Below are 26306 nucleotides of genomic sequence, written 5' to 3'. Positions count from 1 at the left end.
CCATGTAATCCACTGCTAGGGCGAAGGTTCCAACCCGCCAGGTGCGGGCGTGTTTCCGCCGCGATTTCAAGCCCGTCCGGAAAACCACCGTCCGGTCTCGAAATTCGTCGCGTTCTAATGGCTAAAGCCATAAGAACGTTACACCCCGGCACTGGTTACCATTCCGACCCCACACGCCTCCGCTCGCCGGTCTGACTGACGCGGCCCACGCGACTGGTGCAACGAAACACATTCGCCAGGAATTGTTCATTTATTTGAATTGTAGGTTGTGAATCGTCTGAACACTTGAACGTCAATATCTATTACTAGCTATACTGGCATGTGTAGAGGTGGCAAAAGTTTTAGTAAATTCGCCTGCAAATGTGGTTCTGGTCGGTGGGGGCGCCGCGGGGTACGGAGACGACTGGACCCGGAACGGTGACCGCTGCAAGGGGCCTGCCGCCGTAAGAGCGGAGCGATGTACGATACGACGAGCTTAGAGACTGGCTGCCCGCACTTGGCAAGCAGTCTCTAAGTCGCACCGGAAACCGCGGGCTTTGCGGTTGAAGGTTTCGCCCTAGCAGCGGTCACCGTGGAGCGGTCCACAAAGTCGTAGCACCCCACGGCACCCCCGCCGACCAAAACCGCCACACGGAGCCACCACGCCAGTACGACCAGCCACTAGCAGCGCTGGCACAACCTCCCAACCTGCTCCACGTCGATATTTTGTTCGCAAACTCTGTCTTCTAGCGGGCAACGTGTGGTAATCTAAACAGTAGATTACTTGAGGAGGCAATTAACCGTGTTTCTAATGAAAGATATTGTCCGCGACCCGAATCCGGTGCTGCGCGCTCGTGCCCAGCAGGTGGAATTCCCCCTCTCGGACGAAAATAAGCAGCTAGCCCATGACTTAATGGAATACTTAATTATCAGCCAGGATGAGGAAGAAAACAAAAAGTATCACTTGCGTCCAGGTGTTGGTCTTGCCGCACCACAGGTGGACAAGAGCGTGTCCATGGCCGCAGTGCTAGTTCCCGGCGACCAGGGCGAAATTATTTTCAAAGAAGTACTGGTTAATCCGCAAATCGTCAGTGAATCGGTCCAACAGGCCGGCCTGCGTGAAGGTGAAGGCTGTCTATCCGTTGACGACGAACACGATGGTCTGGTTATGCGTCACGACCGGATTACTATTAAGTACCAAAACGTCGATGGCGAACAGAAAAAGATTCGCCTCAAGCACTACCCTGCCATTGTGTGCCAGCACGAAATTGACCACCTGAACGGCACCCTCTTCTATGACCACATCAATACGGATCACCCGTTTGACATTGATCCTGAAGCAGTCATGGTTGACTAATCACGCGAACAAAGAGACGGCCGATTATCCCCCACGGGAACGATAATCGGCCGTCTCTTTGTTACACTAATTGTTACTCTACTCGCTCCAAATCGGCCACGTACGCCTTGGTCGCGTCGTTAACAAGGTAAGCCACATCGAAATTAACGTGCTGATTCTCCGCCTGCACCCAAACGTCCGTTAGGGCCAACTGTGACAAAGCGATGTTCCCGAACGCGGCCCGAACTTGCTGCTCCGTATTCTGTGTGCCGACGGGTAGTTCATAGTGGGCCAACATCACTTGTCGGTGCCACACCGCTTCAACGGGTTGTCCCGCTAGCTTAACGCCCACAGCGATGCCCGCGTCGTGTAGCGCCTTACCCACGGCGAGATCAATGGCGCGCATCCACCGCTCGTGCTCAGCCTGAACCCGCTGGCGCCGCCGTACTACCCAAATAATGATGAGCAAAACTACTAACGCCCCGGCTATTACCACTGCCAATATTGGCATCAACATCACCCCTATCATGGTGGTTACTACTTACATTATGCCACATCCGGTCGCTGTTAGTGACGTATTGCACCAGACAATATCTGGATTTTAATGATGTCGGTGAGCACAGTGAACACCCAATTACACGAGTAACGTTAGCTTATCCCGAATCTGTATGGTAGAATGATAACAACTAGCTGGGGTAACCTGGCAAAATGCGGGCATATGATTGAATAGTCCCCTGATGGGGCTTTCTTTGTGTACATGAAAGGAGCACTTATGATTTACAAAGTTCTTTACCAGCCATCACGGTTGGAAAACGCAATGCGTGAAAACACAGTATCACTCTACCTTGAGGCCGACAGCGAGCGCACGGCACGCAAACTGCTCGAGGAAAACACCGACTACAACATCGAACTGATTCAGCCACTCGAGGGCAAGTTCTTGGAGTACGAACAACAGTCCGATAACTACAAGTTAACGGAGTTTTAAAATATGAAACTAAACATTAAACCCAACGAAACCGCCGCCTTTGCCGTTGGTGGTCTTGGTGAAATTGGTAAGAACATGTACGGCGTTCAGTATGGCGATGAAATTATCGTAATTGATGCTGGTATTAAATTTCCGGAGGACGACCTACTTGGGATCGACTATGTGATCTCCGATTACTCGTACCTCAAACAAAATGCGGACAAAATTAAGGCTTTGGTCATTACCCATGGTCACGAAGACCATATCGGCGGCCTGCCTTACTTCTTGAAGCAGGTTCCCAACGTTGACGTTTATGCCGGTCCGCTAGCGGCCGCCTTGATTCGTGGCAAGCTGGAAGAGCACGGGTTGCTCCGTTCGACTAGCTTGACGGAAATCAATGAAGACACGGAGCTTAACTTTGATAAGGTTTCCGTATCATTCTTCCGCACTACGCACAGTATCCCCGATACTCTGGGTATTGCCGTACACACGCCAAATGGTGTCGTGGTCCAAACTGGTGACTACAAGTTTGACCTCACCCCTGTTGGCAACCAGCCGGCGCCCAACCTGCAGCGGATGGCTAGGCTTGGTGAAGAAGGCGTCCTGCTGTTAATGTCTGACAGTACTAACGCCGAGATTCCGAACTTCACGAAGTCCGAACGTTTTGTCGGCCACTCAATCCGCCACATCTTTGACCGGATTGACGGCCGCATCATCTTCGCCACCTTTGCGTCAAACATTTCCCGAATTGCCCAAGCGGCGGAGGCTGCCATTGCCCGCGGCCGTAAAATTGCCGTGTTTGGTCGTTCAATGGAAAATGCGATTGTTAATGGGCGCGAACTAGGCTACCTGAACATTCCCGACGAAGACCTGATTGACGCCCATGAACTCAAGCGCCTGCCCGCCAACAAGGTACTAATTCTATGTACCGGCTCACAAGGCGAACCCATGGCCGCCCTTTCGCGGATTGCTAACGGTACCCACCGTCAGATTAGCATTCAGCCTGGTGATACCGTGGTCTTCTCCAGTAACCCAATCCCGGGTAACACTACCAGCGTGAACGACGTTATCAACCAGCTGGAAGCAGCCGGCGCTGACGTTATCCACGGTAAGGTGAACAACATCCATACCTCTGGTCACGGTGGTCAGGAAGAACAGAAGTTAATGCTCCGATTGATGAAGCCTAAGTTCTTCATGCCATGTCACGGTGAGTACCGGATGCAAAAGATTCACACGGAACTGGCTGCCCAATGTGGTGTGCCTGAAGATCACACCTTCATCATGGGTAACGGTGATGTGCTCGCCTTGACTGCAGACCACGCCCGCCGCGCCGGCCACTTCCCTGCTAGCGACGTTTACGTTGATGGCAGCGGTGTTGGCGACATCGGTAACGCGGTTATCCACGATCGCCGGGTGCTGTCTGAAGAAGGACTAGTGGTTGTTGTTGCCACGATCAACATGCAAAAGCAAACCGTCCTGGCGGGTCCAGACTTGTTGTCTCGCGGCTTTGTTTACATGCGCGAGTCAGGCGAGCTGATTAACCACGCCCAGAAGCGGGTCTTCCACACCATCAAAAACACGTTTACTGACAATGAAAAAGTTAGTGAGGCATTGCTCAAGGATGCCATTGTGAAGAGTTTAGGTGACTATCTCTTCGAGCGTACTGAACGGCGGCCGTTGATTCTACCAATGCTGATTACGTTATAGTTAACTACCAACAGGCCCGGTGTCCTCTAGATACCGGGCCTGTTGACAATTAAAGGGCTACCGACCGTGTACTGGTCGGTAGCCCTTTTTGACGTTCTGTGGTTGCTTACATACCCACCATGGCGATGGGCACCTCATTCTTACACCTGGCGGATGGTTACCACATACAACCATTTGCCGTATCTGTATACCACCGCACACAGAAATAGTAGCACCCCCCTACCAATCTGACAACCCGGCAAAAATTGTTTAAGTAATCCAATCAACCGGTGGATTAGCAAAGTCGTCATCGCTTTATAAATGTACGCACATTTATGCGTTCAAACCGGCGATGCAAAAAGAGAGCTGAATTCACGTGTCGTCCGCGCTTAGCGGTCTACGAACACTAAAATTCAGCTCCCCGATTATTATCTTTTATTGTGGGTTTAAGTCGCCCATCCAAAACAGTTGGTGGCTCACGTTAAACTCCAATTCGAACGGCCGGGTCCCTAACTCCTCCCCGTCCATTTGTCCGAACTCTAGCGAGCTAGTTTCTACATACAACCGGTCAGCCCGGTAGTGGTGAATACCCTCAAAATCGAGCTTCTTGCGGAACAAAATTTGTATCATTAAGAACAGGAACGTAAAAAAAGTGTTTCTCTTCCACAATCACCAGGTCAAGTTGACCATCAATTACTGAGGCCCCAGGCATGATCCGTACGCCACCACCAAAGTAGGGGTGGTTAGTAGTCGTGCAAATATACGCATTCGGAATAATATCGTGATCATCGCCCACGTTAACCCGGGCCTCAAAGGCGTGCCGGTTGAATAACACGCTGAACACGCTCAGTAGGTATGCCAGTGTACCGAGATGCATCCGGTTGAGAAATGGCTTTACCCGACTGTGATTAGCGGCGTCAACTACGGCCGCATCAAACCCCACACCAACGTTGTTCACAAAGTAGCCATGCTGATTGCGGGTGCGTTCATGAAACTCACCAATATCGATACGTACCGGTTCGGTCGTATCGATGATGGCGTCCAACACTTTCAACGGATCCTTACTAATCCGATTGGCACGGGCAAAGTCATTGCCGCTACCAGCCGGCACGTACGCAACCGGCATGGTTGTATTCCCAGCCTCGCGGATACCCGTCACCGCCTGGTTAAGGGTTCCGTCGCCGCCGATAACTAGCAAAACCGTATCGTCACGGTCGTTAAACTTAGCAATCTGGTGGGCCAACTCAACCGTATGTCCCGGATGCTTGGAAGTCCGCACACGAAACTCTACTCCCCGCCGATTCAGCTCATCCTTAACGATGTGCCACGTAGCCACAGAGTTTCCCCCGCCAGCTGCGGGATTGAAAATTATTTGAAAAAAAGGCCACGTAGCGCCACAACTCCTTTCAACGTCAACGAACTAAATTATAGCTAGCATGAACTCCTTTTGCAACGGTCTGCCCCCGTTCGTCCCGCATATCAATATTCAGCTATCATATTTTTTTTAATCGTACTAACATGATTGACGTGTTCACACTACTAGACTCACCGCCAATTTAGTCATTCCACGCAAAAACGGCAGTTCAACCGCCGTTTCACCTTACTACTATACCATTATTTGAGCGTACTCTCCTTCACGCCGAAAAACTGCATCCGTTTCTTATTCATTACTAAGTGAATGTTCTTGGGCCCCTCAACCGGAATATCCTTTACCTGCTTACCCTTCAGGATCTTGATGGCCATATCGGCGGTCTGTTTCCCGATATCCTCAAAGTTGGCCCCCTTGGTGGCAACACCAGCAAACTGAATCATAGTCGGGTCAGTGTTGACTACCGGCGTTTTGGTTTCGGTTGAAACTTTGCCAATTGTGTTCATCCCCACCGCTGCGATATGGTCGTTCGGAATGAATAGAGCGTCAGATTTCTTGCACAGCGCCCGCGCAGTTGCTTCTACGTCAGACGCCGACGCCACGGTCTTCTCCACCGGCGTCATTCCGAGTTCCTTCATTGCTTTACGGGCACGCTTCACAATCGCCATGGCGTTGGGCTCGCCCGCGTCGTACATCATGCCAATTTTCTTAGCTTGCGGGAACATCTTGTGCAATAGCTCCAACTGCATTTTGACGTTCACCAGCACCGTAACCCCAGTGGCGTTATTGTTGGGGTGCTTGAGGTTGGCCTTGGTGATGAGCCCGGCAGCAACCGGATCCGTGATGGCCGAGAAGATCAGCGGCGTTTTGTGCCCCGCCTTTTCCATCGCCTGAGAAGCCGCGGAACCAATCGAAATGTTAACGTCATTGCCCATCGAGCTGAGTTGCTGGCTCATCTGGTTGAGGTTGGTTTGGTCCCCCTGGCCGTTTAAGACCTTAATTTTGGCCTTGGTGAACCCCTTGTCCTTCAACTCCTCAACGATACCCTTCTTAGTATCGTCCAAAGCCGCCTGGTCCACTTGTTGCAGAATACCAATCTTGACCGTCTTGTCGGTCACCGATTGGGCGTGGGTTTTCTGTCCACACGCTGTCAGTACCGTCACCGTTGCTATCGTCGCCAAAGCTAATCCAATCCACTTCTTCATTTTCATTATGTGTTTTCCTCCCAAATTTAAAATGACCAACCACGTGGAGTAATTCCCCAGTGGCTGGCCATTTACTTTCCGGAAAGAAAAAGCCACATGTGGGAATTATCCCCATGTGGCGTCAAATTGCGTACTTAACGTACCGACCACATGGATGCAAGGACAAGCCTGCATCCATGTGCAAGCCTGCTATCCGTAGTAGTCGGCATAATACTTATTCAGTTGTGTTAGTTGTGGCTTAATCATCGTCAACACTCCTGTCTTGGTATGTGGTTCACGATACGCTCATTTTGCGCGAGCGTCAACTGTTATTTTCACATTAATAATTTTTGCTTTCTCATTTACATGCCCATAATATGCTTAGAAGTAATCGGAAAAGTACGGCTCTTCCATGGGAATGATTTGCTCCAAATTTTTCACAGCCGCCCGATCCGCATCCAACCGCTCAATTAGGGACAAGTATGACGGCCGCCGGTAACTCATCAGCATGGTGGTTAACGTCTGAATATCCACCCGAACCGGCAGCCCCGGGTGCTGGTCACGTTCAACGTGAACCTGACCCGCGTCATCCCACGTAATCCCAAAGGTGCCCACGTTCCACGGTGCCATGGGGTCGCTAACGATGAAATGGAGCGGCTGCCCCACCGCGGCAAAGGGGTACGCCCGCAGAAACTGTTCGACATCCACGATTCGTGCCATGAAGTACGGCTTGATGGTCTGCTTAATATCACCATCATCCAACAAGAAGTGGAGCGGTTCGTTTTTATAAATATTCCCACGCACGTGTTCCACCATCGAGAAGTGTGCCGATACAAAGTTCCATAGTGCAATGCGCGCTTCCTGGGTGATGTACACCATTTCCTTGATGTGGAAAATCTCGTTGGCAATCCAGTAGAGCAAAAAAACCTTGCGGCTCGTCATTTTCATCGTAAAACACCGCGGCAGTGCGCTCTTCCTCATTCTCCCAACGCCAGTACTCGTCCCAGTTCAGTTGATTACGAATCATCGCCCCGTGGTTCAGGAGTGCAAAGCGGTCGTACGTCCTGATAACATCCTCCGCATCAATATCCATCCGTTCAACGTGTCCGGGCAGATTCTGCTGCTTGGGCAACTGGATATCACGAACGTCAAACGTCAGGTGGTCCGACATAATTTCCCAACCCTTTTTGCGGTAAAAGGGAATGCTGTACGGATACAAGTAGGAGATCCACTGCCGACGCGAACGCATGTGCTCCAACGCGGTACTGATAAGGTCGTGCATCAACCGTGACCCGCATACTCCGGATAAGTGCCGACCCCCGTCAACCCCGCCATCTCAAATTCGCGACCATGGATGTTGACCTTACAAGGATAGATGGCCAGCTGACTCACCAGGTCTTCACCGTTAAACCAGCCAAAAACGTCGGCCTCCTCTAAAACCGGACGCTTAGCTCGTTCTAGCTCGCCCTCTTCGTAGCCGGATTCGCTGACTTCCTTTGCGGTTACCTGAAATACGTACCCCAACAAGTCGTTAAACTGATCCAAATACTGTGGTGTCACCGGGCGCATCTTTAATTGCTCTCGAATGTCTGTCATCGCAAATTCCTCACAATCTTACATCCAACTACACTAAGCCGTTTGCGGCGTAATTCCGTCCATACCAATCATTGGGTCAACCTGCTCGTGCGTAACCAAAGTCGGCGTCAACACGGTCGGCCCTTCCGTATTTGTCGGGGCCTCAATGCTGGGCGCCGGTTCCTCGTGCAGTACTTGATCGGCGGCCGGAGACGGGCTGACTGCTCCTGTGGACTTGCAGTGGTGACCACCGTCTCCGCTTCGGCATCGTTATCCGTTACCGGCTGCGCGAGCTTGAACACTTTGCACAAACGGTCTACCAACGGTCCGGCGGTTGTCGGCCATCGTTGTGACGGCAACATCAAACGCCTCTAGCTCACCAATCATAATCAAAAACTTTTTAGCCCGCGTAATCGCGGTATAGACTAAGTTTCGCTTCAGCATCCGCCGACTCGCCATCGTCAACGGAAGAATGACCATGTCGAATTCACTCCCCTGAGCCTTATGGATACTGGTGGCATAGGCCAGAGTGATACTTTTCAATTCATTATGCGCGTAATCAATTTCGTTACCATCATAATCAACAATCAGGTGTGCACCGTCATCCTTTGTGGCTGGCTGGATGCCAGTAACAATCCCAATTTCGCCGTTATAAACGTTTTTCTCCGGATTGTTAACCAGCTGCAGCACCTTGTCACCAATACGGTACAGGTGATCACCGGCATCAATTTCCTTGGTGCGGTCACTCTTTTTAGGGTTAAAAATGTCCTGAACTAGTGGATTAAGCGCGTCTACTCCAGCAACACCCCGGTACATGGGGGCCAGCACCTGCACCTGGAGCGTCCCAAACTTACCCTTGGCCGCAGTCGCGACTTGCCGAACCGCTCCTGAATCTGACCCGGACCACAGTTGATGAAACTACGGTCGGCCTGCTTGGCCCCAAAGTCGGCCGGTAACCTGCCGCCATTGATATCATGAGCCAGCGTCGTGATTGAAGACTGCGCGTCCTGCCGATGAATATGGGTGAGCTCGGCTTGCGCAAGTGCGTGACTCGCCAGAAGGTCAGCAAACACCTGGCCGGGACCCACAGAAGGTAATTGGTCCTTATCCCCCACCATAATCAAAGTAATGCCCGGATGAACGGCGTCCAGCAAAATCCGAAACAGGTAAGTGTCCACCATGGACATCTCGTCCACAATCAGCAAACCATCCGGTAACTCCGGTGGATCATAATCAACCGTATCAATCGACAAACCCAACAGGCGGTGAATAGTACTGGCTGGCAGCCCCGTAGTCTCCGCCATCCGCTTAGCAGCCCGGCCGGTGGGCGCCGCAAGCATAATCGGAAAGGCCGTCTCACTATCGTAACTGTTCGGGTCGAGCCGAACATCATTAAGTTGTGCGTACGCCCGTACGATACCGTTCACCACGGTCGTCTTTCCCGTCCCCGGGCCACCAGTCAGCAGGAACACGTGGTTCTGCAGCGCATCGATGACGGCACTACGCTGCGTATCATCATACTCGATGTCAAGGTCACCCTCGACTTGTTTCAGCGTTGCGGTCAGGTCGTCATCGTCATACCCATCCTCATGATTATTCAGTGCAAAGAGGTGGTTGGCAATCTGCCACTCCGCGTCAAACAAACGCTTGGGGAAAATACGCCCGTCCGTAACACTGATCCGCCGGTCGTCAGCCAACACTTGGACCGCGGCCATTAGTTGTTCGTCGGCGACTCCGCCCAAACCACCGCCTGCAAGGCGCGACTTTGCCCCGTCCAGTAGGCGGGCGGGTTCGGCGTACGTGTCGCCATCCCGATCCGTCATTTGGTAAAGGGCGTCAAGAATCGCCCCGCCCAGACGTCGCGGGTCATCGGGCGCAACGTCCATCTGGCGGGCAATACTGTCGGCCACGCGGAACCCGATACCCTCAATGTCAACAATGAGCTGGTACGGATTCTCGCGGACGATGTCCAGCGCGTCCTCACGGTACCGGCTATAGACCTTGTTAGCTAACGCACCAGTGAGGCCCACCTCGCCGAGACCAATAATCACCTGCTCAAGGCCAAGGTTTTCACGGAGGGCGTCAGCCAAAGCCGCAGCCTTCTTCTCACTCAGACCAACTTTGGTGAGCACCCCCGGATCCTTGACGATGCTATCCACCGCGCCAATGCCCAGCGCGTCGACAATCTTGGCGGCCGTCTTTGGCCCGATACCCGGGAACCGGTCACTCGCCAAATAATCGACCAAACCGTCGTGGCTGGTGGGCCGCTGACTCTGGTACGACACGGCGTCGAACTGTTGCCCGTATTTGGGATGAGCCACTAGGCGTCCGCTAAATTCATACTCAGTGCCCTCCTGGAGGTCACCAAGATTGCCTTTGACCACAATCTCCGGTTCAGTCCACACCAAAGTCGTGGCGGTAATATCTACCGCCACGATTTTGAATAGGCTGTCGTGGTTCGCAAAAATAACGTTGCGGACCGTACCGGTGACTGTATCCATATCAGGCATCCTGACTGTCCTCCGTGTCGGTCTGACCAAGTTTTAGAAATCGGGCAATATCGTGAATCTGACTGGATTGATTAGCAAACGCCGCCGGATCGGCCTGCTTAGCGGCATCCAAGTATGCGCTGCCGTCGCGACCGGAAGCGGTCAGGGCCATACCGTACGCAAAGTCGATATGCGCATCGTTCTGGTCTAGGTACGGTTCTAGCGCGTCCACCGCGGCTTTGAATTCACCCAACGCCAGCAGAATGTTCGCCATTAGTACCACGGCGTCACGCGCACTTGGATTTAAGTCGTGGGCGGTCATTGCGAAGGCCAACGCCCGGGCAGATTGCCCCAAGTCGTTGTAGCATAACGCCACCATGTAGTCGGCGTCGGCCCGCAGCGAGCCGCTGGCTGCCGCCGGACCACTCGTAAGCGGTAGCAGGCGCGCCAGGGCATCCTGCAAATCCTGTTGCGTGTACGCCAACAGCCCCCACGAATAACGGAGCTCGGGATTGTCCGGGAATAGCCCGAGTGCACGCGTAATGAGAGTGGTTGCCTGGTCATATGCGCGGACGGTAATCAGCATGGTTGCCAGCACGGAATACCGGCTGGCGTCGTGTGGGTGCGCGTCAATGTCGCGGACGGCCGCCTGGATGCCTGCTTCCTGCTCGCCATGGTTAAACTGTTCAATCGCATCATCGTGTGCTGTCATGTTCACCCTCCAAACCATTCAATGCCACTAAATTGTATCCGTTGCCGAGCGTGTTCCGGGCAAAAAGTGCGTGTCGTTCCACTGCACCATGTGGTACGGCAACGCGGGTCCGTCTGCCTGTACGGTAGTTAGGCTGCTGTTGGTTAACCCGCCGTCTTTACGTAAATCGGCGACGGGCGTCCCCACCAGGTGCTGGATTAACGCGGCCAGCGAGGCACCATGCCCAACGAACAGGTAGTTGGCACTACCCATGTAGTCGTTAGCCACAATCTCCTGAATTGGCGGTGTCATTCGGTCGAGTAGCTGGTCAAAGGTCTCCCCATGCAGTGCACTAGGGTCGTAATCAGCCGGCGCGTGCCGAAACGCATGCAACTCATTGGGGAAGCGCGCCGCAACGTCCGTAAAGCTTTGGCCCTCCATGAGGCCCAAATTAAACTCGCGTAATGCGGGCAAAATGGTTAACGGAATATCGGGCTGGTCAAGGTGGGTCAACAGTTCCAGTGCGGTTGTACGCGTACGTTTCAGCGGGCTCACGTATGCGTGGTCAAAGTGAACGTGCTCCTGGTTCAGGTATGACGCCAGGGCGTGCACCTGCACGTAACTTTCAGGCAATAATGGCGAATCGCCAAACGCCCCCTGGTACCGTCCCTCAAGATTCCACTCCGTTTTACCGTGCCGCACAAAATACAGTTTTGTCACCTTTTTGCATCCTCCGTTTTCAATACCCCCAATTATCCCATTGTCCCCCGCGCGCCGCAAGGTCAACGAACCACACGGTGGTGGTCCACGGCAGCGGTTCACGGCAGCGTAGGCCGGACCAGTGGGCTGCGGCTTACGTGCCTATGCCGTAGGTTGCTACGGTGGTGGTTAACGGCAGCGTTGGTCCGACCGACGCGGCCTCACGATACTGTTACCACTGCCACATCTCAGGACATGACAACTCCATCCCCGAGCCCACCTGCAGGTTCCCGATAGATCGAGGACGTCATACAGCATCCGTGAAAACTGTCATACCTGTATTCATCACAAGTGCGAACTAGCTAAAACTAAATCGGGCACAATTTTAAATTTTATGGTTAACTGAAGCTCACTAGTTGATGATGGTTAGGTGCTGCTACTGTATAATCTCCTACAATCAATAACCATCACTGGACGAGTTGAAATGAAGACGGCACGTGGCCAAATCATTAATAGATCCGTTCGCAAGTGTGGTTCTGGCCGGTGCGGGTGCCGTGGGGTGCGTAGACGACTGGACCCGGAACGGTGACCGCTGTTAGGGGGCACCGCTGTAGGAGCCGGAGGCGACGTACAGCGCGACGAGATTCAAGACTGACGACGTTTTTGGTCGGCAGGCTTGAATTCGCACCGGAAACCGCGGTTTTTGCGGTTGGAGGTTTCGCCCTAGCAGCGGTCACCGTGGAGCGGTCCACAAAGTCGTAGCGCACCACGGCACCCGCACCGGCCAGAACCACCACTAGAGCGCAAAGAAGCCGCACCAACGTTTTGGCTGCCCACCACGTTAGTACGACCCCCACAATCGAGTTGCCGATTAGTCTTTAATTTCCATTTTGTCGTGCACCCGGCCGACATGACGACGATAAGTCATCTGGACGAACTTCCAGACTTCCATAACCGTCATCACAACGAGCCCAGCTAGGGCTGGAATCCCCCAGCCAACGGCCGCGCCCACCGTGGTCGTTTGGAAAACATCCTGCATAAACGGCAGGTAGATAATCGCACCCTGCAGTAACAGCAACAACCCGATAATCCAAAACGCCATCTTGTTCTGGAACAAGTAACGTGAGAATACCGGATGTTCCGTCCGTAAATTGAACAGGTAGAAAATTTTTCCAAAGATGATGACCTGTAACGTGACGGTACTACCACTGTGTGGCTAAAGCCCATGCTGGTCAGTAGGTCATAGATATAAATTCCTAGTCCGGCAATCATCAACGCCACAAAGGCAATCTCCACGGCATAAGCCTTGGTAATAATCCCCTCGTGCACGTTCCGGGGTCCACGAGCCATAATGCCTTCATCTGGTGGCTCAAAAATAAAGGCAAACTGAATCGTCAGCGCCGACACCATGTTAATCCATAGTAATTGCGTCGGGTACAGCGGCAATTCCTGGCCAAGCAACATGCTCAACACCACCACGAATCCTTCAGCAAAACTGGTCGGTAGCAAGTAGCGAATCGTTTTACGGATATTATCGAAGACGTGGCGACCTTCCTTCACCGCCGTTTGAATGGTGGTGAAGTCGTCATTCGCAAGGACCATATCCGCTGCCCCTTTGGCAACGTCGGTACCCTTAATACCCATCGCAACCCCAATATCGGCCTGCTTCAACGCGGGCGCATCGTTCACCCCGTCACCAGTCATGGCGACGACGTGACCATTACGCTGCTGCGACTGCACAATCCGGAGTTTTTCGGCCGGCGTCGCACGGGCAAACACCGTGTACTTGCCAATTTCCCGGTCAAGTTCGGCGTCACTCATGGCGTCAAGTTCAGGACCGGTAATCGCGCGCACATCTTCTCCGAGGTTCAACTGTTGCGCAATGGCCGCGGCGGTTTGTGGATCGTCACCAGTAATCATTTTAACCTTGATTCCGGCGTAACGGAGCTGCTGCACGGACGCAGCGACCTCTGGCCGGGGCGGATCGATAATCCCTACCAGCCCCATAATCTGCATGTCCGTACCAATTTGGGACTGGTCAATCTCTTCCAGATCCTGCGGCACCGTTTGCCGCGCCAATCCCACAACCCGTTTACCCTGTTTAGCAAAGCGCGTGATGGTTGCCTCTAACTCGGCCTCCATCACGGTACCGCCGTGCTCCTTGATTAGGCGCGCCAAAGTTTGCGGCGCACCTTTGACCATCAGCACCCGTTCCCCATCGACGTCAGCTAGGCGGGCCGAATAGCGGAACTGCGAATCGAATGGTAGCGAATCGACCTCGTTAACGTCAGGCTCTTCACCGTAAAGCTTGTGGTACAAAGCCGTTAACGCACCATCGGTCGGCTCACCCGTTAGTTGCCACTGGCCGTCCTCTTCATGGAATTGTGCGTCTGAGGTTTCGCCAGCAATCCGGACCAGCCAGTGCAGCCGCTCATCATTGCGCCAATCAACTGGTTCGCCTTGCTGGTCTGTCAGCGTACCGTCAGCGTCGTAACCCACACCCGATACCTGAAAATCACCGTCAGGGGTGGCAACATCGGTCACGGTCATTTCGTTTTTCGTCAACGTACCCGTTTTGTCGGTGTTGACAATGTCCACGGCGCCCAACGTTTCCACTGCTGGCAATGTTTTGACGATGGCGTTTTTCCGCGTTAACTGGCGCGTCCCCATGGCCAGAACCACCGAAGTACTGGCCGGCAGCCCTTCCGGCATGGAACCAACCACCATGGTAATCACGGCGATGGTCAAAGTCGGCAAGCTGTATATATGCGTCAACAGTCCCCCCACAAAGAGGATGACTGCGACCGCCACAATCGCCAGCGACAAGCCTAAACCGAGACGGTTCAGGTTTTGCACCAGCGGCGTGGGCTTTGATTTGATTTCCTTAACGCTGCTTTGAATGTGACCGATTTCGGACTGGGCGGCTGTTGCCACCACGATGCCCAACCCCGATCCCTGGGTGATATCGGTCGAAGCGTACACCATGTTGGTACGCTCGGCGAGGGCCAAATGTGCGTCAGCCAGCGGTTCCTCGGTTTTTGCCACCGAGTTGGTTTCACCAGTCAGTATCGATTCTTGGGCGGCCAAATTGTCCGCTGAAATTAGCCGCATATCGGCGGGAACTGCATCCCCAGCCTCCAGCTGCACCAAGTCACCTGGCACAAGTTCCCGTGACGGTAACTCTAACTTAACGCCGTTCCGGTACACAAAGTTTTGCGAGACCAGTAACTCCTGGATTTTAGCCAACGCGTTATCCGCCGACACTTCCTGAAAGTAGCCAATAAACGCATTAGCCATAATCACCAGGAAGATAACAAACGAATCCGACCAGTGCTGCATCAACAGTGTTAACACGGCCGCACCAGCCAAAATATAGTTGATACTGTCGTTAAACTGCCGTAAGAATCGCAAGATGCGCGATTGCTTCTTGGCCGTCAACTCGTTAAAGCCGTACTTCGCCCGTTGTTGCCGCACCTGGTCGTCAGTTAAACCGTTGTCAGTATCGGTGCCATAACGCGCCCGTAACTGATTATCATCCAACTGCCATAAAGGCGGTTTATCCACGTCCTGATCGTCCCGTTGAGGACTTGGTTGCGCAGAATCATCCATTCAAAACACTCTCCTAATCCGGGAATGCCCCGGTCTAATAGTACCAATACACTTGTTGGTCTACTGTAATATTAGCATATCAGTGAACCAGTCAACACATTGTAGACTAATTTTTACTATCGTAATATTACGGGATAAAATACCGGATTTACCGACCAATGGGACCGACGTAATTGGCTTGAGTTATGCCCCCACCAGTCAGCGGCCTATCACCAGCCAGATCAACGGTGCGACCGGCCATAATAGGATACGCGGATAACTTTTTCACAACAGGGATTATGGTAAAATATGCTCAAAGCAAATTACGGTGCTAGCCCAATACTGAGGGTAGTCATTCCGTTCGGCACAACCAAATTGAGTAGCAACGTACAATAAAGGAGAAAATTTGAAATGAATCTTATTGCAATTGGTGGCGGTATCTTTTTGGTGGGCATGATCATCGTAGCCCTAAACACCCGCATGCGTTACGGCTTCTTCACCCACTATGAGAGTCATATTCCGGGCTTGACCGTTGTCGGCGTGATTATGGTCATCGTTGGCCTCGCATGGCAATCATCACGGCTTGGGCTAACGGCCAGCTAGGTCATTAGTGCGCTTAAACGGAAACCAAAACGGGATTGTGACGGAATCCTTTAGCACATAAAGATACATCGTGATCGCGCGCCAAAAGGCAGCTCCCTAACGTACAAGCCGGCATCAGCAGAAATCCTAAGTTCGGGATTTCCACTGATGCCGTCTTGTATATCGGGAGCTAACCGCCTTTTGGCACAGCCACATTTTCTGATTTCCGCCGCATTGGTAGACCCGCACCGCCTTTAACATTTCCTAATCAGACTTTGGTCCGTAGTGCTACCCGGCCAGTTAAGGCAAAATAACTATCGAGGTGATGGACTATGAAAAAGTTACTAATTGGGTTAATAGCCTTCTTATTGGTCACAGTTTGTGGCCTAAAAATATATGAAGAAGTTAATTACGGCGGCCCCAGCTACTACACGCAAGTAACAACCGACGGCAAGAGGTTCGTTGATAAGGGCGACAACGGCCAAGAATACGTCGACTACAACTACGTTCTAACCGGTTATGACGACAAAGGCACAGCCCAAAAGCTGACTTTTAACGGTAACAAGGCACGCCCACTACACCGCAACGCCTACCTGAAGTTAACCTACAACCAGAAGAAGGGTGTCACCAAGTGGGAAGCGGTCGCGAAGAGCGCCGTGCCGGCTAAGGCGTTAACAAAGTTGAATAAGTAATTCGTAGCACAACCCGCGCAAATTGTAAGCGGTTTTTGCGTTTTCCTGTCAGACAACCCCAACAACTCAATAGTCCGAGCAACAAAAAAAAGCCCCGCCAGCCAAAGCCCAGCGGGGTCACAACGTAACGTCGGTTGCAAATCTATTTAATCGGCACGCTTAGCGTAAGTACCGCCACGGTCGGTGTTAATGACCAGCTTGTCGCCTTCCTTAATGAAGTCAGGCACCTGAACCACCAAGCCAGTTTCCAAAGTGGCGGGCTTACCACCGCCGGAAACCGTAGCGCCCTTAATGGCTGGACTGGTTTCCTTCACGGCCAACGTCACCGTGCTTGGCAAAGTCACACCAATCACCTCATCGCCATAAAATTCGATGTCGACAATGGTGTCCGGCAGCAGGAACTGCATGTCGTCACTGATACTAGCCGTTGGTAGTTCGTACTGGTCGTAGGTATCCGTGTCCATGAAGTACGCTGTATCGTCCTGACTGTACAGGAACTGTGCCTTCTTCTTGTCCAGAATGGCCTGCTCCACCTTTTCAGTTGGGCGCATCGTGGTCTGCACGATTGACCCGGAGCGGACGTCATACAGCTTCATCTGCATAACAGTGTTACCCTTACCTGGCTTGTGGTGGTTCGTGAACAGCACTTTGATTAGCTTACCGTCTTTTTCGAACGCCATGCCGGCCTTCAAGTTAATTGCTTCAATCATTTGATTAAACTCCTCGCTTTGACTTAGTTAACATCCACCACTGCGCACAACAGCTAGGGGGCTGGAGGAGTGCCATTAAGTTGCGCGGGCGCTCACTATGATGAATCAGCATCTGATACTCCAATCTGGGCCGGGCACGAAACCACCCGCCACGTTTAAGTCGGGGTCGCCTAATTCGCACCCCGGTACGCTGTTCATTATAACAATTGCTCGGGCGATGCACCACATTAATGCAAAGCCGCCGCGGAAATTCCGCGTTGGTTAACCCGCTACCCGCACCATCCGTACGTGGGGTGTTTGGTTGAATATAAACGGCTCACCGTCCATGACAAACCCCACCCGCTCGTAAAAGCCCGTCACTTGCTGTTGAGCTTCGATCACAATGTCGCGGTGCGGCCAATGGGCAGCGCAACTTTGCAAAATCCGGTTCAGCAATGCCGCACCCATTCCCTGCCCGCGCGTGGCCGCACTCGTCACCACCCGGCCAAATGTCACCTGATCACTACCAGGCTCCTGGTAGATGCGGGCGTATGCCTGCACGCGTCCACTCTCCTCGTCGCGATAGAAAACGTGCCGTGCGCGCGGATCGTTGTCGTCAACTTCATGGTAAACCCGATTTTGCTCAACCACAAAGGTATCGACCCTCAAACGCATAATCTCAAAGTATTCATCAATCGTTAAATCCTGCAATTTCTTTTCGTACCACATAGTTTTAAACACCCCTATTTGTTAAAATGTACGTGAGTAGTTGAAAATACAACTATCAACCTGATTAAAGCATGCAAAGGAGACCACAGCATGGATGACACCGCGCTATTCCGACTCATTGGCTCCATTTCACGGCAAGCCACCTCTGACGTCAACCAACAGGTACGCTCCCTAGGCCTGTCCAACAACCTCTTCATCTACCTAATGCGTATTGTCGAACACGAGGACCTCACCCAGGCAGAACTCGTCCACCTCACCCGCATTGACAAAACCACGCTCAGCCGTGCACTGAGCCAGTTGGAAGGCCGCGGGTACATAGTGCGCGTGCCCGACGCCCACGACCGCAAGTTTAAGCACGTCCGGCCCACCGGCAAGGCCAAATCCGTTTACCCGCAAATAAAGGCCCTCGAACAGGGTTACGTTGAACGGGCAATGTCCGGATTAACTGCCGGCCAGAGACAGGAATTGCACGTAATTCTCAACCAAATTGACTTGAACTTGCAATAAAGTGATTATAGCACTGTTAGTTGCGTTTGCAACTAACACTTCAAATTTGGGCGTACACCATCACTTCGGCAACCGGCGAATCGTTTCGATCCAGACCAACACTGGAATACGGCCGTTACTATACTTATCTACTGCATCAACAAGTCAATAATTATCGCCAGTGATGGATGGTGCATACCCAACATATCCCCTTGCATTTATGATTGGCTGACGTATACTAGATTTCGTTAGCTAACTAACGAAAGGAATGATATGCAACGATTGACCTAGGTAAACTAATTAAACACGCAACCAACCAAATGAACCAATCCATGGACAATTACGCCAAACAATTCGGCCTGACGGGCACCCAGATGTCCATCCTCGATTTTATTGGCACGCGGACCGACGTTCTGCAACGCGACATCGAAACTGAGTTCAACATTCAGCGCTCTACCGCCACCGTGACCCTCCAACGTATGGAGAAGCAGGACCTGGTTGAACGCCACCCGTCACCAAACGATTCGCGCCAAAAAAATCGTCACCGTAACCAGCGCGGCCAAACCGCTACAAGAGCGTGCGTCCAACTACATTACGCAACAACAAAACGCAATCAACGCTGAATTTTCATCAACCGAACAAGCGCTCATTACCCAGATGCTCCATCGCTTCATCGAACTGAACGGAGGCCATACCCATGAACGAACGAATTAGACCACAGGTTATCGGTGCCATTGTCGCCACCGGCCTCATGTCCTTTTGCGGCGTCATCGTCGAGACGGCCATGAACATCACCTTTCCCACCCTGATGCGTGAATTTAACGTCCCAACCAATACGGTCCAGTGGCTCACCACCCTATACCTACTGGTTGTCGCATCCATGGTGCCGATGTCCGCAACCCTGAAACGCCGGTTTAAAACCCGGACGCTGTTTCTTTGGGCCATCAGTCTGTTTATTTTGGGGGTCATCCTTGACGGAGCGGCCCCACAGTTCTGGGTGCTTCTGTTGGGACGCGCCGTCCAGGGTCTCGGAACGGGTATCGCGTTGCCACTCATGTTCAACATCATTTTGGAACAGGTGCCAGCCAGCAAAGTCGGCACAATGATGGGCGTGGGTACGCTAATTACCGGTATCGCGCCGGCAATTGGGCCCACGTTTGGCGGGTTCATCGTTTCCAGCCTCAACTGGCGTTACATCTTCGTGTTCCTCCTACCAGTACTGGTGCTGGCGTTAATTTTGGGGCTACTCTGCATTGAGCAAAAACACGCACCGGTCCCCGCTAGCATTGACGGACTGAGCGTTGGCCTTATCGTCATTACGTTCTGCGGGCTCATATACGGCATCAGTAACTTTGGCGGACAACCCTTAATCAGCTGGTCAGTTGCCGGCGCTCTGGTGATAGGAATCATCGCCCTGACACTATTCGTGCTGCGCTCGGCACGCATTGAACAGCCAATCATTAACCTCGCGTTACTGCGCAAACCACTGTTTACCGTCAGTATTCTCGCCTTTGCGTGCCTGCAAATCGCTGCGCTCGCGCTGTCGTTTCTCATGCCGAATTACATTCAGTTAGTTAACCACAACTCCGCGCTCGTTGCCGGCCTCGTATTGTTGCCCGGAGCTGCTATCGGGGCAGCCGTTTCACCCGTTGGTGGCCACCTGCTCGATCAATCAGGCCCCAAGTTACCATTGCGCGTGGGCGCTCTCTTTGTACTTGTAGGCATCGTCGGCATGTTCATCACGGGCGAACGTTTGAGTAACCCCCTGATTATCGGTTGGTACACCGCCTTTATGGTTGGTATTGGCATTAGCTTTGGCGACTTAATGACCACCGGCCTGCAGCAGGTGCACACGCAGGAGCAAAGTGACGGTAATGCCCTCTTCAACACCACACAACAGTTCACGGCGGCGCTGGGCACCAGCCTCGCGTCGACCATCGTGGCCGCCGGTCAAGCTGGCACCCACAACCTCGTGCAGGGCACAACGGCGGGCACCGTCAACGCGCTCGGCGTGGTGGTGGCCATCGCCGCGGCCGAAACAATCCTGGTCTGGGTGCTCACGGCCCGGGTCCCTTCTGGTCAACAATAGCCAGACAAAATAGTAGCCGGACCAACTCCGCGTCACGATGACGACGCATGGTTGATCCGGCTACTTTGCGTTTTGCCCCTAACGTACAGGTGCTGGTTGCTCAACGTAGCGACTGACGACGTCGAGCAGACGGTCAACATCCCCGTCGTAAACTTCCCCAATGTTACCAATCCGGAAACTGGCGGCAGCCGACACCTTCCCGGGGTAGATAATGAACTTCATCCTTCAGGGCGTGGTAGAAGGCGGTGAGGTCAAAGTCGGCGTGTGGATACTTAAAGCTAGTAATGATGGGCGACTGGGCAACCTCCGCAATTAACGGTTCAAAGCCCAGACTGGCCATCCCCTTGCGTAGACGAACCTCATTGCGGGCATAACGATTGGTACGGGCCCGCACGCCGCCCTCCACAAAGAGTTCGTGGAGCGCCTGGTGAAACGCGTAGACGGTGTGCGTGGGCTGGTAAAACGCCACTTGCCCGCGTTGTTCTCAAAGCACCGCCACTGGTCGTATAAATCCAAACTGAGTGAGCGCGCACGCCCGGCAGTCTGAGCCAATACCGCCCGCTTGGCGATCACAAAGGCAAAGCCAGGCACACCCTGAATACACTTGTTGGCACTGGATATCAGGTAGTCCATGCCCACTGCATCGATCTCCAGCGGCACGCCACCAAAGCTGGACATGGCGTCCACAATGGTGACGATTCCGCGCGCCGTGAGCTCAGGAATGATCGGGACGAGCGGGTTCAAAATGCCCGTGGTCGTCTCGGAGTGGACCATCGCAAAGTGGGTGACCTCAGGATGCTCCGCCAGCACGGTTAATACCGGCTGAAGTGTGACCTGGTTTAACTCACCGAAGTCCACGTCGAGATGCCTAATCCCTATCCGATCGGCCATCGTCGCCATTCGTTGGCCGTACGCACCGTTGATGGCGATTAACACCGTCCCGTCACTGGGAATCGCCGTTTGTAAGGTGGCCTCCACCGCAAAGCTACCGCTACCCTGCATCAATACCGTGGTGTAGTCCTGCGGGTTGGCCTGGCCAACCCGCAGTAGGTCGCGACGCACGTCCTCCGTCACCGCTTTGTACTCATCATCCAAGTACCGTGGTCAACCAACATGGTTTCTTTGACCATCCGGGATGTCGTCAGCGGCCCTGGTGTTAATAGTAACGGGGCGGTCTGTTGTTCGGCGACATTGAACCGCTCAATCAGCGGAATGAGGTCGGGTAAAGTGTCCACGACGGCGTCCGCACCCGCGTCCATAAATACCCGTCTAGCATCAGCCAAAACTTGTTGCCGATCGGCCGGTGTCAAGTTAACGTACTCCGGTTCAGCGAGACCGACCACATTACTGCCTTCAAGGACGCCCACACTAATGGCGCCGGCATTGGCACCCTCCAGAATGTCGTTCACGGTATCGCCAACTTTGATGACGTTCTGCGGGTTAGTCACGTGCAGTACCTGCATGGCGTAGTTCAGCATGTCCCCTTGTGGCCGTCCCACCCCACCGGTCAGCTCGGACGTGACGTTAATTTCGGGCTGATAGCCCTGCTCGGCGGCCACGGGGGCAACCTGCGCAATCATGTCAGCGGTGTACCCCGACGTAGACGCGATGGCCACGTGGTGGAGATTTAGGTAGTCGAGCAAAGTTGTGAGCCCAGGCTTTAACGTGGCCGTCTCGGTCAAGACCCGCTGTATTTCCAACTTAAATTGTGCGTAGACGGCCTGGACCGCCGCATCCCGGTCGTGACCATAACCAGCGGCCTGCCACACCGTCCACGCCATCGGTTCACCAAAAATTTTTGCAATATGTTGCTCCTTGTCGAGACCCACGTCGGCGCGAATGACGGGTTCAGGAACGGTAATCCCAAAGTGGGCAAAGGCCCGCTGGAAGGCAATAATTGGCGCACGACTGCCATAGTCAATCGTGGTACCCGCCCAGTCAAATACCACTGCTTGGATTGTCATTGAAAGTTCCCCCTTTGCTTGCGGTCATCACGCTATAAAGCGGTGCCGTAACCGCGACGATACTAGTTCCAAAATCAAAACGAACGCTAAAATGTAGTACACAATCATGCCTACCTCGTGAAAATCAAAGTAGAAGTTGCTGGCCACGAACAGTTGGTAACCGATTCCCCCGGCACCCGCTGCGGCGCCAACCACAACGGCGTTCGCAAAGTTAATTTCAAAGCGGATAAACGTCCAGCTGAGTAGCCGCGACGTGAGTGACGGCAACACGGCTTGCGTAATGATGGGCAACAACCCACTGCCGCTGGATTTCAATGCTTCAATGGTGGCGGCAGGAATCTCCTCGATTGTGTTCGCAAAAACTTTGGCTAGGTACGCCACACTGTGGAAGGTCAGCCCGACCACCGCGGCGTTCGGCCCCAGCCCCAGTGCCACACTGTAGATTAGCACCCACAGAATGGTGGGGATCGCCCGAATGAAGCCATCCCGCTCTTAACCAGTAAGGCCAACCATCGAGGAGCGATATTTTGCGCTGCCATTAGCCCGCAAACAAGGCCGACAACTGCACCCAGCATCGTAGTTAGTAATGCTAGTTCCACACTTTGCATCAGGGCCAGCCCCAACTTGACGAAGCTATCGGTCCCAAAATTAGGGCTCAAGAACATTAGTTGGAGGTGTCCCAGAAAACTGCGTGTGGCCGTCCCCAGATCAAAATGTTGGGGAATCACGCTGACCACGCCGTAGACGCTGATAAGACTGATGCCCGCCACAAAGACGCGTAAGGTTGTACGACGGCAACTTCTTGGTCGGGGCGTCGGGGTGGCCTCTGGGCTCGCCACTACTGCTGGCGATTCGTCAATTACCTTCATGCCGACATCCTCCTCTCAATCTGGTTCGACAGCAACTCCAAGCCAATGACCAAAACGATTAGCGTCAGTACAACTAGCCCTGCTGCCGGATAATTGAGGCTTTTGAAGTAGAGGTCGAACAAAAAGCCAATACCAGTCCCCGTCAGCAGTCCCACCAGCGTGGCATCACGTACGTTGTTTTCAATCATGTATAGTAACCATTCAACCAGAGGAACGGCAATTTCCGGAAGCAGGGCCTGACAAATCGCCTGGAGTTTGTTAGCCCCCGTAGCCGTCAACGCCTCAAACTTGTTGGTGTCAAAGTCCTCGATGGTTTCCAGAAAGGCCCGGGTAAGAAATCCTAGGTTCATCAAAAACAGCGCTAGAAAACCGGTCAGTTCATTTTGCTTAAACGAAAATAATAGAATTAGTGCCCAGGCAATGATAGGAATATTGCGCAAAATCGAAGCGCAGCCGCGAACCAACCACGTAACCCCCGCGTTCCGGACGCCAATATTCTGCGCGCCAATCACCGCTATTACGAGGCTCATCACCCCCGCAATTCCGGCTGCGGCTACCGCAATCACAAACGTCCGCCATAGCTGGTACAAAATGGTAGTGAGGTTGGCCAACGCCCCGCCAGTGGGCACAAAGTTGCGGGCCATCCACGCAAAGCCGGTTTGCAGCTCCAACAGTGTAGACTGATTAAACCCCAGCGCCAGACTCGCCGCAGCGTACATTCCCATCAGGCAACTACGGTCACAACAGTTAGCCACTGCTTCCGCCTAAAAAATCGTGCTTGAGTCATATTTACCCCCTAACCGTAAATCTCCTGCACCCGGGCATCGGTCAGTGCAGCCGCGGTGCCGTCAAACACTTTGGCCCCTTGATTTAACGCCACGATATGGTCCGCATATCCCCGCGCGATGGCAACCTGGTGTAGGTTAACCACTACGATCAGTTGCTTGTTGTCAGCCTGCTGACGGAGGATATCCATCACCAACGTGGCAGATTTGGGGTCGAGGGAAGCAATGGGTTCATCGCACAAGAGTACCTGGGGGTGTTGCATGAGCGCTCGGGCAATACCGACCCGCTGCTTTTGTCCCCCCGATAAGTGCCGACACTGCACAAACGCAAATTCGCTCAGACCCATTTCCCCGATTAATGCCATTGCTTCGGCCCGTTCATCCGCTGAATAGAGTGCCAGCATGCCCCGCAACGTTGACTTACGGCCTAAACAGCCGTGCAGAACGTTTTCCACAACCGTCAGGGCATCAATCAAATTGTAATTCTGAAAAATCATGCCAATATTGCGTCGGGCACGCTGTAGCGCCCGTTTGTTCAGCAGTCGCAAATTCTCACCGTTCAACGTTACCGTACCGGCGTCATCCCGAATTAACTGGTTGAGGCTACGCAACAGGGTTGTTTTGCCCGCCCCCGACGGTCCGATAACCGCCGTGATTGTGCCGGCTGTGCATCAAAGCTGACGTCATTCAATGACACCTTGTCGCGGGTATAGCTCTTGGATAATGACTGTACTGTCAGCATATTGTCAGTCTCCCTAATGCCCCAACACCTTGTGGGTTGGCGCGTACCACTTGTCCGTCACATGAATGAAGTGCACCTTGCCGGTCTGGGTGAACAACCCCGCCTTCTTAGCACCAGGCTTGGAGAAGAACAGCTGGTTATCGGTGGTCGACTTTGATGTGAGCGCCTTAACAATCTTATCCTGGTCGGCTTTGTTAACGGCACTGCTGTTCACAGCCAGTGGCTCGTTTTGTACCGGGTACGCAGCCAGTGCCACCGATTCTTTGCCCCGCGCTCTATCTAATGGGGCTGGTGCGTCCGCACTAACCTTGAAATCAGCGCCAGCTTTAGTCTTATCGTTGGTAAAGCTGCCGTACTTCACCAGGTCAATATCGTCAAAGGCGGCCACGTCGGCGTCACCGTTGAACAAGTTAACCGCCGATCCGGGGTGTGATTGCCCGTAAAGGACCTTGTTAAAGAAGTCTCCACCCTTTTGTAGGGCCGTAACTTTGACGTTATTCTCCTTGGCAATGGCGCCGGCAGGTACGGCAAAGCCGGACGTGGAGGTTGCCGCCACAAATGAGATTGACTTACCTTTCAACTTGGTCAATGAATACTTGCCGTCCTGTTGGTAGGCTGCCACTTGGTTCTTGGGCACCATTAAGTAGCTAAAGTAATGGGCGTCGCGCAGCGTTCCGGAAGCACCAGAGTAGGTCACAAGCGGGGCAACTTTGCCGTTCTGCCTGCGGGCCTCGACGTAACTGTCTGGTCCCATTAACCCAATTTGGGCCTTCCCAGAGGCCATTGCTTCAATGGCCACGTTATAGTCGGTGGTCGTTTGGAGCTTAACTTGTTTGCCGGTTGCTTTGTGGATCAACTTACTCAGGGCGTTACGCACCGGTTCCTGTTCCTTGGTCGAGTCAGACGGTAAAAAGACCACGGTTAATGTATCTGACTTTTGCTTGGCAGCGGTATTGCTACTACACCCGCTCAGACCGACAACGGCCACCGCGGCAATCGCACTTACGGACACGAGATGTTTAACACTAAACTTCAAAGCACTTCCTCCTCATTGGTGAGCACAACAACAACTGTAAGCTCAGTGTAACGAAGTAGTGTAACCGCCACGGCGTAGATTAG

20 protein-coding genes and 6 pseudogenes are annotated in these 26306 nt (G+C 53.1%); 8 read left to right on the top strand and 18 right to left on the bottom strand.

The annotated features are described in order from the left end of the window. Positions 1-781: 781 nt before the first annotated feature. Complete coding sequence (def, locus tag JCM12539_RS02430) at positions 782-1336, top strand: peptide deformylase (protein ID WP_054648979.1); 555 nt, start codon at positions 782-784, stop codon at positions 1334-1336. Positions 1337-1409: 73 nt separating this feature from the next. Here the strand turns inward: def and JCM12539_RS02425 are convergent, their stop codons facing one another. Next, positions 1410-1826, bottom strand: a complete 417-nt coding sequence (locus JCM12539_RS02425; RefSeq protein WP_054648977.1) for a hypothetical protein — start codon at positions 1824-1826, stop codon at positions 1410-1412. Between the two features lie 261 nt (positions 1827-2087). Between JCM12539_RS02425 and JCM12539_RS02420 the strand changes: the two genes are divergently transcribed. After that, positions 2088-2300 carry a DNA-directed RNA polymerase subunit epsilon gene (locus JCM12539_RS02420; protein ID WP_054648975.1) on the top strand — a complete coding sequence of 71 codons (213 nt, stop codon included), beginning with the start codon at positions 2088-2090 and terminating at the stop codon, positions 2298-2300. 3 nt (positions 2301-2303) lie between these two features. Next, positions 2304-3986, top strand: a complete 1683-nt coding sequence (rnjA, locus tag JCM12539_RS02415; protein WP_054648973.1) for a ribonuclease J1 — start codon at positions 2304-2306, stop codon at positions 3984-3986. 414 nt (positions 3987-4400) lie between these two features. Here the strand turns inward: rnjA and JCM12539_RS02410 are convergent. From JCM12539_RS02410 to JCM12539_RS02380, 8 genes and pseudogenes are all read right to left on the bottom strand, one after another. Continuing rightward, a pseudogene (locus JCM12539_RS02410) lies at positions 4401-5337 on the bottom strand (diacylglycerol/lipid kinase family protein). Positions 5338-5579: 242 nt separating this feature from the next. Then, entirely contained in the window at positions 5580-6545 is a 966-nt protein-coding gene (locus JCM12539_RS02405; RefSeq protein WP_054648971.1) for an ABC transporter substrate-binding protein, read from the bottom strand. 354 nt (positions 6546-6899) lie between these two features. After that, positions 6900-8114, bottom strand: a pseudogene (locus JCM12539_RS02400) (GNAT family N-acetyltransferase). Positions 8115-8363: 249 nt separating this feature from the next. After that, entirely contained in the window at positions 8364-8909 is a 546-nt protein-coding gene (locus JCM12539_RS15465) for an ATP-binding domain-containing protein (protein WP_439645107.1), read from the bottom strand. Next, entirely contained in the window at positions 8885-10603 is a 1719-nt protein-coding gene (gene recD2, locus JCM12539_RS02395) for an SF1B family DNA helicase RecD2 (RefSeq protein WP_439645106.1), read from the bottom strand. The genes JCM12539_RS15465 and recD2 overlap by 25 nt, the downstream gene beginning before the upstream one ends. Then, positions 10596-11294, bottom strand: coding sequence for a tetratricopeptide repeat protein (locus tag JCM12539_RS02390; RefSeq protein WP_054648969.1), 699 nt, complete (start codon positions 11292-11294; stop codon positions 10596-10598). The genes recD2 and JCM12539_RS02390 overlap by 8 nt, the downstream gene beginning before the upstream one ends. A gap of 27 nt (positions 11295-11321) precedes the next feature. Next, positions 11322-11993, bottom strand: a complete 672-nt coding sequence (locus JCM12539_RS02385) for a histidine phosphatase family protein (RefSeq protein WP_054648967.1) — start codon at positions 11991-11993, stop codon at positions 11322-11324. An 850-nt stretch (positions 11994-12843) separates the two neighbouring features. After that, positions 12844-15581, bottom strand: a pseudogene (locus JCM12539_RS02380) (HAD-IC family P-type ATPase). A gap of 390 nt (positions 15582-15971) precedes the next feature. Here JCM12539_RS02380 and JCM12539_RS02375 point away from each other — a divergent pair. Beyond that, positions 15972-16163: a hypothetical protein gene (locus JCM12539_RS02375; protein WP_054648965.1), complete on the top strand. Its 192-nt coding sequence runs from the start codon at positions 15972-15974 to the stop codon at positions 16161-16163. 311 nt (positions 16164-16474) lie between these two features. Then, the gene (locus JCM12539_RS02370) at positions 16475-16834 is read left to right on the top strand and encodes a YxeA family protein (RefSeq protein ID WP_054648963.1); all 360 of its coding nucleotides are present in this window, start codon (positions 16475-16477) and stop codon (positions 16832-16834) included. A gap of 146 nt (positions 16835-16980) precedes the next feature. Here JCM12539_RS02370 and efp read toward each other — a convergent pair whose 3' ends face one another. Then, complete coding sequence (efp, locus tag JCM12539_RS02365) at positions 16981-17544, bottom strand: elongation factor P (RefSeq protein WP_054648961.1); 564 nt, start codon at positions 17542-17544, stop codon at positions 16981-16983. Between the two features lie 261 nt (positions 17545-17805). After that, positions 17806-18252, bottom strand: coding sequence for a GNAT family N-acetyltransferase (locus JCM12539_RS02360; protein WP_054648959.1), 447 nt, complete (start codon positions 18250-18252; stop codon positions 17806-17808). A 90-nt stretch (positions 18253-18342) separates the two neighbouring features. Here JCM12539_RS02360 and JCM12539_RS02355 point away from each other — a divergent pair, with 90 nt between their 5' ends. The 3 genes from JCM12539_RS02355 to JCM12539_RS02345 all read left to right on the top strand — a co-directional run bounded on the left by JCM12539_RS02355 (position 18343) and on the right by JCM12539_RS02345 (position 20827). Further along, entirely contained in the window at positions 18343-18759 is a 417-nt protein-coding gene (locus JCM12539_RS02355) for a MarR family winged helix-turn-helix transcriptional regulator (protein WP_054648957.1), read from the top strand. A 311-nt stretch (positions 18760-19070) separates the two neighbouring features. Then, the gene (locus JCM12539_RS02350; protein WP_225350189.1) at positions 19071-19361 is read left to right on the top strand and encodes a MarR family transcriptional regulator; all 291 of its coding nucleotides are present in this window, start codon (positions 19071-19073) and stop codon (positions 19359-19361) included. A gap of 74 nt (positions 19362-19435) precedes the next feature. Then, a complete protein-coding gene (locus JCM12539_RS02345; protein ID WP_054648953.1) occupies positions 19436-20827 on the top strand; it encodes an MFS transporter in 1392 nt (463 codons plus the stop codon). 78 nt (positions 20828-20905) lie between these two features. Here JCM12539_RS02345 and phnW read toward each other — a convergent pair. From phnW to JCM12539_RS02315, 7 genes and pseudogenes are all read right to left on the bottom strand, one after another. Next, a pseudogene (gene phnW, locus JCM12539_RS13775) lies at positions 20906-21957 on the bottom strand (2-aminoethylphosphonate--pyruvate transaminase). A gap of 132 nt (positions 21958-22089) precedes the next feature. Next, a pseudogene (gene phnX / locus JCM12539_RS13770) lies at positions 22090-22791 on the bottom strand (phosphonoacetaldehyde hydrolase); the annotation flags it as partial. A 27-nt stretch (positions 22792-22818) separates the two neighbouring features. Next, positions 22819-23241 (bottom strand): PhnE/PtxC family ABC transporter permease, encoded by a 423-nt coding sequence (locus JCM12539_RS02335; protein WP_054648951.1) that lies wholly within the window; start codon positions 23239-23241, stop codon positions 22819-22821. Then, the gene (locus tag JCM12539_RS02330; RefSeq protein ID WP_054648949.1) at positions 23235-23660 is read right to left on the bottom strand and encodes a hypothetical protein; all 426 of its coding nucleotides are present in this window, start codon (positions 23658-23660) and stop codon (positions 23235-23237) included. The genes JCM12539_RS02335 and JCM12539_RS02330 overlap by 7 nt, the downstream gene beginning before the upstream one ends. Next, positions 23657-24415, bottom strand: coding sequence for an ABC transporter permease subunit (locus JCM12539_RS02325; RefSeq protein WP_225350188.1), 759 nt, complete (start codon positions 24413-24415; stop codon positions 23657-23659). Before JCM12539_RS02325 ends, JCM12539_RS02330 begins: the two co-directional genes overlap by 4 nt. A 41-nt stretch (positions 24416-24456) precedes the next feature. After that, a pseudogene (phnC, locus tag JCM12539_RS02320) lies at positions 24457-25187 on the bottom strand (phosphonate ABC transporter ATP-binding protein). A 13-nt stretch (positions 25188-25200) separates the two neighbouring features. After that, complete coding sequence (locus tag JCM12539_RS02315; protein ID WP_225350187.1) at positions 25201-26223, bottom strand: phosphate/phosphite/phosphonate ABC transporter substrate-binding protein; 1023 nt, start codon at positions 26221-26223, stop codon at positions 25201-25203. Between the last annotated feature and the right edge of the window lie 83 nt (positions 26224-26306).

This window comes from Lacticaseibacillus pantheris DSM 15945 = JCM 12539 = NBRC 106106, from assembly GCF_001311175.1.
Classification (GTDB): Bacteria; Bacillota; Bacilli; order Lactobacillales; family Lactobacillaceae; genus Lacticaseibacillus; species Lacticaseibacillus pantheris.
The sequence above is the reverse complement of the archived record's forward strand: the minus strand, read 5'-3'. Positions and strand labels throughout refer to the sequence as shown.